Here is a 12,189-nt window from a genome sequence, read left to right as displayed (position 1 = left end):
TCCTCTATCGTCCGGGCACCATAAATCGGCTTTCAGCGGTAATGGCTTCCAGCCCGGGCTGACTGGAACTGATACTGAAGCGAATTGGCCGGGTGACAGGGGTGCCATCAATCAACGGAGCGATAACCCTGATGATTTCCTGTTCCACAGTGCCAGGTTCTACCACAATGGCGGTTCCGCCCGCTATTTTCAGATTCTCAATACCAGCCACCTGTATTGTGATGTTATGGGGGTGCTGGTCTTTGTTAGCGACTTTCAATGTGAAGATATTCTCCACCTGGTCATCATTGATCACCCGGTAAAGGACATTTCTATCCCTGAGTACTTCCAGTTCCAACGGAACTCGATGGCCAAGGCTGAAGATAAACAGGCAGATCATGATTGATAATGCTGAGCAATACCCGATCAGGCGGGGGCGCAGCCAATGGGTTTTCTTGCCGGAAAGTTCATTGTCAGTGGTGTAGCGAATCAGGCCCTTGTCATAGCCCATTTTGTCCATGATGGTGTCACAGGCATCGATACAGGCGGCACAGCCTATACACTGGTATTGAAGTCCATCACGGATGTCGATACCCGTAGGACAGACCTGTACGCAGACACTGCAGTCCACACAGTCTCCAAGCCCCATGGTTTTGTGATCAGCGCTTTTCCGGCGCGGACCACGCTGTTCACCACGATGCTGGTCGTAAGCAACCACGAGTGTATCGTTATCGAACATAACGCTCTGGAAGCGGGCGTAAGGACACATGTAAATACAAACCTGCTCCCGCAGGTAGCCGGCATTACCGTAGGTTGCCAGGGTGAAAAAGCCGAGCCAGAAAGTACCCCAGGGCGCCACATCGTAGGTGGCTATGTCCACAATCAGTTGCCGGACAGGGATAAAATATCCGACAAAGGTGAGTGCTGTGGCAAAGGCGATACTTAGCCAGAGACTATGTTTGGCACTTTTGCGCAGAAATTTCCCGACGGACATGGGTTCCTTGTCCATCTTCATTCTGCGGTTGCGCTCACCTTCAGTGATTCGTTCGGCCCACATGAACACCCAGGTGAACACGCTCTGGGGGCAGGTGTAGCCACACCAGATTCGTCCGGCAAATACCGTTAATGCAAACAGGCCAAAGGCACAGATAATCAGTAGCCAGGAGAGCAGGATAAAGTCCTGGGGCCAGAAGGTGGTGCCGAAAATATGAAACTGACGGGCAGGCAGGTCAAACAGTACCGCCTGACGGCCATTAAGGTTGATCCAGCAGGTGCCAAAAAAAAGTAAGAAAAGGAATGTTCCGCCAGCCAGGCGAAGCGTCCGGAAGTGCCCGGAGAAGCTCCTGGTATAGATCTTCTCAGGCTTCTGATAAAGGTCGATCAGTTCCGGTTCCTGGTTGGCATTGTCTTTATTCATAGAGCCCAAATATGCCGGTAAGGTTTTATGGATTTTGAATCCCACGGTACTTCGTGGGAATGCATACCGGAGGTGTTCCCCGCACTCTCCTTGTCTCTGTGCCTCCCTCCGTGGTGAGCAGATCATTCAGCCATATGAGTCAGGCTGTAGACGTAAGCCGTCACCAGGTGAACCTTCTCTTCACCGAGAATGTCGTTCCATGGTGGCATAACGCCATTTCGTCCCTGACGGATGGTGTATTCCACCTGGACCTGACTGGAGCCGTACAGCCAGATATTGTTGGTCAGGTTTGGCGCACCCAGGGCAAGGTTTCCTGTGCCATCGGCGTTATGACAGACGGCGCACGTCGTGCTGAAAATCGTTTTGCCCGCATCCAGGTTCGCTTCGCTGGCACCGGTAGCGATGCCGGAAAGTTCACGGGTATAGCTGGCAACCTGCTTCACGCCTGTATCACCGATCACGGCACCCCATGCCGGCATCTGCCCCTGACGACCGTGGGCAATACTGGCCTTGATAGCATCAGGCGTACCACCGTAAAGCCAGTCACCGTCAGTAAGATTCGGGAAGCCGAAGTTACCGCCGGCATCCATACCGTGACAGAGGGCGCAGTTGTTGATAAATACCCGCTCACCCATTTTCAGAGCCCTGGGGTTTTTAATCAGTTCGTCAATGGGGGTGGCGGCATAACGGGCAAATTCTGGCGCATATTTGCGGTCATGCTTCAGCTGATCCTGTTCCAGCTCGTTAACCTGAGTCCAGCCAAGGACGCCTTGCCACTTGCCCATGCCCGGGTAAAGAATCAAATAACCCACGGTAAATACCAGGGTGGCCACAAACATGATGAACCACCAGTGGGGCAGTGGGTTATCGTACTCTTCGATACCATCATAGGCATGACCGGTGGTCTCTTCCGTCATCTCCTTGCGCTGGGCCTTACGGGTTGAAAACAGAACCCAGGTGACCAGTACAAGGCAGGCGGTGGTCAGTAATACGATCCACCAGTGCCAGAAATTACTCATCGTTATGCTACTCCTCTTTTCCGGGAGTTCTTATGGGTTTCCCGGTGGCTGCCTGTGGCATCGGTATTGACAGCACCCTCTTGCGGGTCATCCGCAAAAGGCAGGGAAGCGGCTTCTTCAAAATCGCCTTTACGTCTGCTGCTGTATGCCCAGAAGACCACCGATAGAAATGCGATCAGGGCGACCAGTGTCGCCAGTCCTCGAATCGTATTGATATCCATCAGCGCTTACTCGAAATAACAGTGCCCAGTCCCTGGAGATAAGCCACCAGGGCGTCCAGCTCGGTTTGACCTTTCACGGCATCCCTGGCACCGGCAATATCTTCATCGGTGTAAGGAACACCCAGGGTCCGTAATGTTTCCATCTTCCTTGCGGTCAGCTTGCCATCCAGTTGGTTATCAGCCAGGAATGGGTAAGCGGGCATGATGGACTGAGGCACCAGGTCACGTGGGTTAATCAGGTGAGCACGGTGCCAGTCATCAGAGTAACGACCACCAACCCTGGCAAGGTCCGGACCGGTACGTTTGGAACCCCAGAGGAATGGGTAGTCATAAACGGACTCGCCAGCGACCGAGTAGTGGCCATAGCGCTCAACCTCGGCACGAAGCGGGCGGATCATCTGGGAGTGGCAGCCTGCGCAGCCCTCACGGATGTAGATATCACGGCCTTCAAGCTGCATCGCTGTGTAAGGCTTCAGGCCGTCAACGGGCTGAGTGGTCTCTTTCTGGAAAAAGAGCGGGACGATCTCAACCAGGGAGCCAAAGCTGATGGCAACCACCACCAGTATCACCATCAGGCCAAGGTTTTTTTCAACAATATCGTGCTTGCCAGCCATTATTATTATCTCCCTTCAACCGGCGCAGTGGTCGGGTTGAGTTCGAGGGATTTTTTCTGTGGAGATTGCTCCTTTGATTCACTGGCCGTGCGGTATACGTTGTAAGCCATGATCAGCATGCCAAGTACAAAGAAAGCACCACCAATAGCGCGGACAATGTAGCCGAAGCCGCTGGCTTCTACGGATTCAATGAAGCTGTAGGTTAACGTGCCGTCTTCGTTGACTGCACGCCACATCAGGCCCTGGGTGATACCGTTCACCCACATGGCAACGATGTAAAGCACGGTGCCGATGGTGGCCAGCCAGAAGTGCGCATTGATCAGGCTAACGCTGAACATCTGCTCTTTGCCGTACAGTCTTGGAATCAGGTGGTAAAGGGAACCGAATGACACCATGGCTACCCAGCCCAGGGCGCCAGAATGAACATGGCCAATGGTCCAGTCCGTGTAGTGGGACAGGGCATTTACGGTCTTGATGGCCATCATCGGTCCTTCGAAGGTGGACATGCCGTAGAAGGAAAGGGAGACCACCAGGAAGCGCAGGATCGGGTCGGTCCGTAGCTTATGCCATGCACCGGATAGGGTCATGATACCGTTGATCATGCCACCCCAGGACGGTGCCAGCAGCACCAGCGACATGACCATGCCCAGGCTCTGGGCCCAGTCCGGCAGTGCGGTGTAGTGGAGATGGTGCGGGCCGGCCCAGATGTAGATGGCGACCAGCGCCCAGAAATGCACGATGGACAGACGATAAGAGTAAACCGGACGCTCCGCCTGTTTGGGAACAAAGTAATACATCATGCCCAGGAAGCCAGCGGTGAGGAAGAAGCCTACCGCGTTGTGACCATACCACCACTGGATCATGGCATCCATGGCACCCGCGTAGGCCGAGTAGGACTTGGTCAGGCTGACGGGCAGAGAAGCACTGTTGACGATATGGAGAACGGCAACCGTAATAATGAACGCGCCAAAGAACCAGTTAGCCACATAGATGTGCCTGCTCTTGCGCTTCATGATGGTGCCAAAGAAGACCAGGGCATAACTGACCCAGACAACGGCGATCAGAATATCAATGGGCCATTCAAGCTCGGCATACTCTTTGGAGGAGGTAATGCCCATGGGGAGCGTAATTGCCGCAGCAACAATCACCAGTTGCCATCCCCAGAAGGTGAAGGCGGCGAGCCCTGGCATGGCCAGTGTCGCCTGACAGGTTCGCTGGACTATGTAATAGGACGTTGCAAACAGCACGCAGCCGCCAAACGCAAAAATCACCGCATTGGTGTGCAGTGGCCGCAAGCGTCCAAAGCTGGTCCAGGGCAAGCCCAGGTTGAGTTCGGGAAAGACCATCTGAGAGGCAATCAGCAGGCCTACCGCCATACCAACAACTCCCCAGACCACGGCCATGATGGCAAACTGCCGAACTACTTTGTAGTTGTATGACTTGTCGTCATAGCTCGGCTGTAACGTTGCAGTGCTCATGCTCCATGTTACCTTCGGATTATACTTATGAGATTTGGTGGTTATTATGGGTAAACCGAAATGGGGTTGTATTGATACGGGTCAATATCCGGTCAAAAAATGAGCCAGTTGCTCCAGCTTTGGGCAGACTTCTTGCGGTCTCAGCTGATTGGCGGTTTAGAGATAATCCGTTCCTGATTGCAACAAATAAGGTGTACCAACGGTCCTGACTTCTTATGTCCTCATCTGGTTATCGGGAGCATATATCGCAATGCTCCGGTGACCCGCGGCAATCATACAGAAATATAAGGGTTGCTGCTAATTATTTTTCGGTATTTACTGGTTGGTTATATTGGTCTTTGTGATGGCTTATAGTACTGAAGATTGCCTATATAAAGGTACTTTTTATCGGGCGCTTGCTGCTGGATCAGAGTGACCAGGGCGGTCGGTTTCCCTATCTGATCCATAAACGACAGGTTCAGCCTGATTAATCGGGTTGAACCAGCCATAGGGCAATTTTGGCAGACGTTGCCTCATCCTTGTAAATTGGTTCCATGGCAGTCTGGCTACTGAAAAACGTTCTGGTGAATTCATCACTTTTTTGCAGACCGTCAGCGGCAATTTCATTGGTGAGTTGTTTGTTTTCACTGGCCCGGGCATGGTTCAGTATGCTGTGTCCTTTGGCTAAATGGGTAAGGCTCTCCGGATTGATACCAAGTTGGGTAAATGCGCCCGCCAAATCGGGTTCTCTTGAGGCAAATGAAACCAGTAAGGCTACCTCGTTGGTCAGGGTAGCGCTGTCGTCTTCACCCTGGCAGGCCAGTAATGTTTTCAGGTGATACTGTTCATTGCCAAGCAGCAATGCAGTGATGGTTTTATCACTGCCCAGCATCTGGATCAGGTCTGATTCGGAGTTGAACAACTGTTGTTGTAACGCCATGATCTCTTTTGCCAGTTTGTCAGCACACAGCGGCTGCCGTGGGAAGGCCAGGCGGCCAGCCAGCTCGCTGACTGTTTCCCGGTCCAGGTGTTCATAAACTATTGGCTCTTTGAAGTTACCGATTCCGGTATTGGCCGCGATCTGCAGTTTGGCCATCCTCAGTGCATCTTGCAGTTGCTTTTTTTGTTCCTCGCCAAAGTTTGTTGCCGGGAATTCGCAGTCAATAAAGCTATTCATTAACCGTTCCCGCCAGAAGCTCAAATTTGGCGATTCATCGTCATACTCCGGAGGCAGGACAATCGTGGCCGTGTTGTCCTTATTGGCGTTATCCTGCAACGCCTTGCAGGTGTCGTGAGTTTCAGGAGTCTCCTTCAGTTTGTGGTCAGCAAAGGTTCTGATGGAATCCTGGTCATAGCAGTTGGTGATGGTCAGGAGGAGTTGAATGGCTTTAAGCTGGCTGTCCTGTTCAACCAGGACATTATCCAGATTAAAGGCACTGGTGAAGTTATGGCACATTTGGGCAATATCTTCAGTACCAAGGCTGGCTGGCATATTTTCGATGAGTTTGTTCAATCGGGTTGCCAGCTCATCGGCTCCCGGCAGATTGTTGAAGCTTTCAGCGGTAAATTGAGTCGCGGATTGTACTGCGGTGGTCGTATTTTTTGTTGGAGAGGGTTCGGGTGATGGGGGAAGCTGAACATGTACAGGATCAATATTCATGAAAACACCTGTCTCATTGGAGTTTTGTTGTTAATGGCTGATTGTCAAAACTGACAATGTTTTGGGTATAGATCAGTTGGTTTTTATGTTCATCTGCCTGCGCTGCGGCAATCTGAACACTACTCAGACCATTGACCTGCCGAATTAGTTTCATAAGCCGTGCGGATTGTTCGTGGGGGCCAGCAAAAAGAGCTGGTGCAAAAAAGCACCTCAGAAGAGGTGCTGATCGTGGTTATTGATTTTCGCCCGGGAATTTGATGTCAAATATTCAATGCCAGAAACTCGACAGAGGGAGCAAAGAAAGCACAGCCTGTGACCGCCGTTGAAAAGTTCATCAGATGATCATAATGACCATGAGCATCCGCTTTAATCATCGCCTGCAGCATCCGATTAAAATGTTCCGGTGTTTTTCCATAGGCAATAAAGAACAGGCCTGATTCCCTGGCGTCACCATAAGGCATGCTGTGGCGGAGGATCTCCATGCTTTTGCCCTGTTCGTCTTTCAGGTTGACCCGTTTGATATGGGCTACGGGTGCCTTCTGTTCAGCACTGAACTCAATATTGTCCTCCTTGGTGCGGCCCATAATGGTTTCCTGATCTTTCAGCGGACACTGTTCCCACTCTTTTAAATGATGAACATAGCGTTGGGTGTGGATATAGCTGCCGCCGGCAAACGGACTATCCTCTGCACCGACAAGAGCGACAGCTGCACGGTGCTCACCTTCGGGATTTTCAGTGCCATCAACAAAGCCGGTCAGGTCACGGCTGTCGAGATAGCGAAAGCCACTGACGTCTTCCTGAACTTGCACAGTGCTGCCGAGCTGGCGAAGCACCCGGGTCATCAGCAGGTAATTCACATCTTTTCGGTCTGAGCGAATATGGAACAGCAGGTCGCCAGGGGTTGCAGGGGCTTCACGGCCACCATCGTTGATGGCCGTAAAATGGCGCAGGGCACTGGGTTTGCTGCCGGAATAAAGCTGATCCCAGGCATCACTGCCAATACTGATGGTTGAACTGAGCCGGGCGTCGGGGTATTGCCGCGCCAGGGTATCGGTAAGTTCTGGAATTCTGGATAGTGTCTGGCGGATTTGCGACAGAGTGCCACTGTTGCTTTCTTTGATGGTCAGTATCAGAAATTGCGCGTCGGTATTGGCATCCGGAGTGATGCCGGATTGAGGCGTTGGCATGGTCTTAAACCTTGAGAATCTATAATTTGGGTTGTCCGTCACTTATGGTCGGCTTGTTGTTAAGTCAGCTTCCCGGAGACTGCTGTTATAAATCGCGCAGTATATTACCTATTTTTGATAATGACGATGCCTTGTACAATACTCCGCTGTGATTAAGGCGCAGAAGGAGTTGACCCTTTGCTATCGGCTTCAGCAACGTTTCGGCGGGTGTGGCATTTTGCCTGGCCTGCCATTATCTCTAATATTTCGGTACCGTTGCTGGGGCTGGTGGATGCCGCGGTCCTTGGTCATCTCTCTTCACCGGAATATCTCGGTGGTGTTGCCGTTGCGGCCACGCTGTTCAGCATGATTTTCTGGGCTTTTGGTTTTCTGAGAATGGGAACCACCGGGCTGATCGCCCAGGCAAAGGGCCGAAATGACCATTATGCCCTGAGAAAGTGGTTATTACAGTCCGTGGTTTTTGCTGCTCTGACGGGCTTATTGTTGATTCTCTGTTCCCCGTTGATTTTACAGTTTGCCCTGCCTTTTTTTGCCACCAGTGATGTTGTGGCGAGGCAGGCTGAAATCTACTTTCAGAACCGGATATTTTCTGCGCCAGCCGTATTGGTTAACTATGCGCTGATAGGCTGGCTGATAGGAATGCAAAAGCCGAAAGGACCATTGTTAATCCTGGTTGTGGGCAATGGGGTCAATATTGTACTGGACCTGTTGTTTGTTCTCGGTCTTGGCTGGGCAACTCAGGGGGCAGCAATGGCAACGGTGATTGCCGATTATCTGGCGCTGGCCCTTGGATTGTTGATGGTAAAGCGAATTCTGGCGCTGGATGGCAGTCGGTTCAGTGGTGATATGGTGTTCGATATTGCTGCTTTCCGTCGGTTGATCTTGCTGAATCGCCACCTGTTTGTCCGTACCTTGTGTCTGTTATCTGTCCAGGCTTTTTTTACCGCCCAGGGCGCTCGCCTGGGGGATGAAGTGCTGGCAGCCAATGCTCTGCTGATGAATTTAATGGTGCTGATTTCCAATGGTCTGGATGGTTTTGCCCATGCAGCGGAAGCACTGACCGGTGCGTCGATTGGTAAAGGCGATCGTCGGCAGTTTCATCAGGTGGTCAGGGTGACCGGCTGGTGTTCCCTGATTTGTGGTGGTCTGTTCTGCCTGTTTCTCAGCCTTGGCGGGAATGCCTTGCTGGGCTGGCTGACCAATATCCCGGAAGTGGCAGCACAGGCATCTGTATACCTGCCGTGGCTGGTAGCCATGCCTTTGATTGCCGTTTGGTGTTTCTGGTTGGATGGTGTCTTTATTGGCGCAGTCAGAACCGATATGATGCAGAACACCATGCTTTTTGCCACCGTTCTGGTTTTTCTTCCGGTCTGGTTCCTTTTTCGTGATTTGGGGAATCAGGGGTTGTGGCTTGCTTACACGGTTTTTATGGCCACCCGGGGGCTTGGACTGATCTGGGTTTATCGCCAATTCAGTAAGAATGATGTCTGGTTTGCGACCCGACATGACCTGGTCTGAGGAGCCGGTTTTGCAAGACTGGCCTAGAGTATTTGATGTCAGATATGTTGCCTGAAGAGGGCGTTGCAACTATTGAAGTGCAGCACGAGCTGGATACCTGTGGCCTGTTCTGCCCGGAACCGGTGATGTTGTTGCACAATAAAATCAGGGATATGGCACCAGGTGATGTGGTTCGGGTATTGGCTACTGACCCCTCTACCAAACGTGATATCCCGAAGTTCTGTAATTTCCTTGAGCACCAGCTTCTGCAACAGCAAGAGACAGACGTTGTTTATATTTACTGGATAAGGAAAAGGGGCAGCAATGGATAGGTGCCTTGGCGGGGATAGGGCAATTTAGCAGGTCGCTATTCCCGGTCAGCCTTTCAGGGAAGCGCCACCCCTTTAAGATTGCAAAGGGGGGCACGGGCCAGCTCAGACCATTGCAGCCATATCTTCAGGCAATGGCGTCAGGCTTTGCAGCAGCGCGTCAGCAGCACTCTGGGCGGCAAATTGTGCGCCGCCTTTAAAGTGCTCTCGAACCATGGCATCACTGCGTTCAAGTCCCATTGCAACGGCAGTGTTATCAGCAAGTTCGGGATCGTTCTTCTGCGCCTGTGTTTTCAGTGACAAAATCTGGGCCGCTTTCAGGTATGACTTCAGGTCTCTCTCCGAAAAGTGCGTGATGATTGCAGCCAGTACAAGTGCCTCTGTGCTCATTTCAGATACCGGGCGGGATAATGCCTGGGTTACCTGTTCCATCTTATCTTCCGGGATTTGGATTTTGCCTGCTAACACAGTGGGCAGGTCATCTTTATTGACAAAATGCTGATCCAGTTCACTGGATTTAAGCAGAAATTCTTCCCTTGCCTGTTTGAATACCAGCTCGTTAGGGTATTTGAAATGAGCGGAAAAACTGTCCAGGTCTTTTGCCTCTCCGGAATTTAGTCCGGTGACTGATTCCGGGAGTGGGCTTATATCGGCACCCGATGTCATCTGGTTCTTCAGGAGGATCAGTGCATCTTTAACGGGCTGCCTCAGGTCTTCCGGAAACCATTCTTCGACATGCTGTTCGACAAAACCCTGCCGTTCAACGCCCATGCTAAAGGAGCCGGAACGCACGTTATTATCTATCCTTGAGATTGCTCCCAGATCTTTTTCCAGTTCTGCCAGACGGTGTTCTTTGCCCTGTACGTCTTCCGTGTCACCGCTTTTAACGAGGCCGGAAATTTCATTTTGCAGGTTGACGACTTGTTGAAGTATTTCAATGCCTTCCTGATCGGCAAGATTGCACTGGGCCAGGGCAATGGCCAGAAAATTATGTTTATTCTCCGTGTCGCTTTCACTGTCCTGAAAAATGCCAAAACGGTTCACAAGTGCTTCAGTGAGTGCCTGTTGCGCCTCAGGGTTTTTGGATAAATCATATTTTGCTACGCTCAAACGATATAAAAAAGTGGTTTGAAGTTCTTTTAGTGCAGGGTTTACAGGGGATTCCCCAGTATGAACATCTTTTGTGGTATCAACTTCCTGTGGTGACATTGGGCTTGCTGTCAGAGGGGGGTGGATGGGTGATGGAATCATTATTGATTCTCCTTGAATTCATTGGGTTAATTGATGTGAATATGTCTGCCTGGTTGTCTGCATTTTTAACAACGCTATACGTATGACCGAACAGACACTGATTAGTTCCACCAATGATTTTTCAGGGGCCAGTTAATTCCAATCGGGGTGATTTGACGCCCTTTCAAGTATAAATTCAGTGGTGATCAGGAAATTTATATTCAAGCCAGTTACAGAGATGCCGCTTTTTTATACAGACAAAATAAGAGTTTTGTTCTTTTTACTGTATTCAGGAGCCAAGGGGAAAAAATGCCTCGAAAAATTGAAGATGGAATGGGGCCTCATCTTCAGCCTCATCCACCAAAACATCCCAAGCCGGGGAAAGGTTACTTTGCCGGGCAATCTGTGGCTCAGGTGCCAGGGCAATCTTGCGTTAACCCGGAAACAGGAGAGACAGTAGAAGGGAAATCCCGAATACCTCTTTTGCAGCGAAATGCTATCCCCAATGAGATTCATGACCTCCAACCGGCAGCACCGATTACTTTTAAAGGTGCCACTATCGATCAAGAGTACAACTACCCGATCGTACCCCGAAAAGATTTATATAAGATCAGGGATTTAGGCCACGGGGCTTTTGGTTCTGTGGAACTTGTGGTTCATAGGCATACTAATCAGCACCTTGCCCTTAAAATGGTGGGTGATGATACTGATCGCAGAAATGAGTGTGCACAATGGATAAAAATTCAGCGCGCAGTGGCAAGAACAGGCGGGAACCCGGAGAATATTGTCAACCTTATTTCCCTGAGCCGAGGAAAATCAGATAAAAAATACGCCCTTCTGGAGTTCGGAGGTATGGATTTACTCAAGTCGTTAGAACAGGATGGTTGTTTCACGGGAGTAGAGCTGAAAGAGACTTTTTTTCAGGCGGTCAATGGTGTCAGTACGCTATTTCAAGCCGGTTATCAGCATCATGACATTAAGCCTGAAAATATTCTGATTAATGATAAAGGCAAGGTAAAAATTTGTGATTTCGGGCTTGCAGAGCCACTTGACGGAAATAAACAATCCGATAGTGGAACCCCCTGGTATATGCCACTGGAAAAAATGTATTTACTGGATGATCAGCGTAGTGACCGGGCCGACTCCTGGTCCCTGGGCTGTACGTTCGCTGAAATGCGTCTGGGTTACCCTGTAATGCAAATAAGTGAAGCCATGGCGAAAGGTCAAATGCCCTTTAATAAGGCCAGGGACAAAATAAAAGCAATGAGAATAAAGGCATACGAGCAGCTTTTGCAAAAGGAAGGCAAGGAAGCTGCTGACTTATTCAGGTCATTAACGAAACTGGAACCTAACGGCCGGTTGTCGCCTACTGAAGCGCTGTCTCACCCTTACTTTGCAATCTTGCGCTGACAGGGGGTTGGATGATGGCCAGACTTAGGAATTGTCCCGGAATAACTTCATCATTTCATTCAGACTGGGAAAATGCCGCCGCCCGCTGCCCGCAAAAGCACAAGTGGTTCCAGCTTTCGGGAAGCGGGCGGCGGGTAGCGTCTGTAGAAATGTCGAAGTTATTTCAGGA

General features: G+C 50.8%; 11 protein-coding genes. 3 read left to right on the top strand and 8 right to left on the bottom strand.

Going from position 1 to position 12,189, the window contains the following annotated elements; genetic code table 11:
* Positions 1-4: 4 nt before the first annotated feature.
* The 7 genes from ccoG to KDK13_RS12630 form a co-directional block, all read right to left on the bottom strand.
* Complete coding sequence (gene ccoG, locus KDK13_RS12660; protein WP_257285334.1) at positions 5-1,396, bottom strand: cytochrome c oxidase accessory protein CcoG; 1,392 nt, start codon at positions 1,394-1,396, stop codon at positions 5-7.
* 122 nt (positions 1,397-1,518) lie between these two features.
* Positions 1,519-2,415, bottom strand: coding sequence for a cytochrome-c oxidase, cbb3-type subunit III (ccoP, locus tag KDK13_RS12655; RefSeq protein WP_257285333.1), 897 nt, complete (start codon positions 2,413-2,415; stop codon positions 1,519-1,521).
* Between the two features lie 2 nt (positions 2,416-2,417).
* Entirely contained in the window at positions 2,418-2,636 is a 219-nt protein-coding gene (locus KDK13_RS12650; protein WP_257285332.1) for a cbb3-type cytochrome c oxidase subunit 3, read from the bottom strand.
* Positions 2,636-3,250 carry a cytochrome-c oxidase, cbb3-type subunit II gene (gene ccoO / locus KDK13_RS12645; protein ID WP_257285331.1) on the bottom strand — a complete coding sequence of 205 codons (615 nt, stop codon included), beginning with the start codon at positions 3,248-3,250 and terminating at the stop codon, positions 2,636-2,638. Before ccoO ends, KDK13_RS12650 begins: the two co-directional genes overlap by 1 nt.
* A 5-nt stretch (positions 3,251-3,255) precedes the next feature.
* A complete protein-coding gene (ccoN, locus tag KDK13_RS12640) occupies positions 3,256-4,728 on the bottom strand; it encodes a cytochrome-c oxidase, cbb3-type subunit I (RefSeq protein ID WP_257285330.1) in 1,473 nt (490 codons plus the stop codon).
* A gap of 466 nt (positions 4,729-5,194) precedes the next feature.
* On the bottom strand, positions 5,195-6,367 hold the full coding sequence (locus KDK13_RS12635; RefSeq protein ID WP_257285329.1) for a hypothetical protein: 1,173 nt from the start codon (positions 6,365-6,367) through the stop codon (positions 5,195-5,197).
* Between the two features lie 260 nt (positions 6,368-6,627).
* The gene (locus tag KDK13_RS12630) at positions 6,628-7,554 is read right to left on the bottom strand and encodes a Dyp-type peroxidase (protein WP_257285328.1); all 927 of its coding nucleotides are present in this window, start codon (positions 7,552-7,554) and stop codon (positions 6,628-6,630) included.
* 177 nt (positions 7,555-7,731) lie between these two features.
* On the opposite strand from KDK13_RS12630, the gene KDK13_RS12625 reads away from it, so the two are divergent.
* Positions 7,732-9,072, top strand: coding sequence for an MATE family efflux transporter (locus KDK13_RS12625; protein WP_257285327.1), 1,341 nt, complete (start codon positions 7,732-7,734; stop codon positions 9,070-9,072).
* 35 nt (positions 9,073-9,107) lie between these two features.
* Positions 9,108-9,383: a sulfurtransferase TusA gene (gene tusA, locus KDK13_RS12620; protein ID WP_257285326.1), complete on the top strand. Its 276-nt coding sequence runs from the start codon at positions 9,108-9,110 to the stop codon at positions 9,381-9,383.
* A gap of 102 nt (positions 9,384-9,485) precedes the next feature.
* Here tusA and KDK13_RS12615 read toward each other — a convergent pair whose 3' ends face one another.
* Positions 9,486-10,631, bottom strand: a complete 1,146-nt coding sequence (locus KDK13_RS12615) for a hypothetical protein (protein ID WP_257285325.1) — start codon at positions 10,629-10,631, stop codon at positions 9,486-9,488.
* A 288-nt stretch (positions 10,632-10,919) separates the two neighbouring features.
* Between KDK13_RS12615 and KDK13_RS12610 the strand changes: the two genes are divergently transcribed.
* Positions 10,920-12,020 (top strand): serine/threonine-protein kinase, encoded by a 1,101-nt coding sequence (locus KDK13_RS12610; RefSeq protein ID WP_257285324.1) that lies wholly within the window; start codon positions 10,920-10,922, stop codon positions 12,018-12,020.
* Positions 12,021-12,189: the final 169 nt, after the last annotated feature.

Source organism: Endozoicomonas sp. SESOKO1 (assembly GCF_024606265.1).
Lineage (GTDB): Bacteria > Pseudomonadota > Gammaproteobacteria > Pseudomonadales > Endozoicomonadaceae > Endozoicomonas.
The sequence above is the reverse complement of the archived record's forward strand: the minus strand, read 5'-3'. Positions and strand labels throughout refer to the sequence as shown.

Coding starts and splice junctions, on each gene's coding strand:
- ccoG (WP_257285334.1), bottom strand. CDS start 1,396: ATGAATAAAGACAATGCCAACCAGGAACCGGAACTGATCGACCTTTAT.
- ccoP (WP_257285333.1), bottom strand. CDS start 2,415: ATGAGTAATTTCTGGCACTGGTGGATCGTATTACTGACCACCGCCTGC.
- KDK13_RS12650 (WP_257285332.1), bottom strand. CDS start 2,636: ATGGATATCAATACGATTCGAGGACTGGCGACACTGGTCGCCCTGATC.
- ccoO (WP_257285331.1), bottom strand. CDS start 3,250: ATGGCTGGCAAGCACGATATTGTTGAAAAAAACCTTGGCCTGATGGTG.
- ccoN (WP_257285330.1), bottom strand. CDS start 4,728: ATGAGCACTGCAACGTTACAGCCGAGCTATGACGACAAGTCATACAAC.
- KDK13_RS12635 (WP_257285329.1), bottom strand. CDS start 6,367: ATGAATATTGATCCTGTACATGTTCAGCTTCCCCCATCACCCGAACCC.
- KDK13_RS12630 (WP_257285328.1), bottom strand. CDS start 7,554: ATGCCAACGCCTCAATCCGGCATCACTCCGGATGCCAATACCGACGCG.
- tusA (WP_257285326.1), top strand. CDS start 9,108: ATGTCAGATATGTTGCCTGAAGAGGGCGTTGCAACTATTGAAGTGCAG.
- KDK13_RS12615 (WP_257285325.1), bottom strand. CDS start 10,631: ATGATTCCATCACCCATCCACCCCCCTCTGACAGCAAGCCCAATGTCA.
- KDK13_RS12610 (WP_257285324.1), top strand. CDS start 10,920: ATGCCTCGAAAAATTGAAGATGGAATGGGGCCTCATCTTCAGCCTCAT.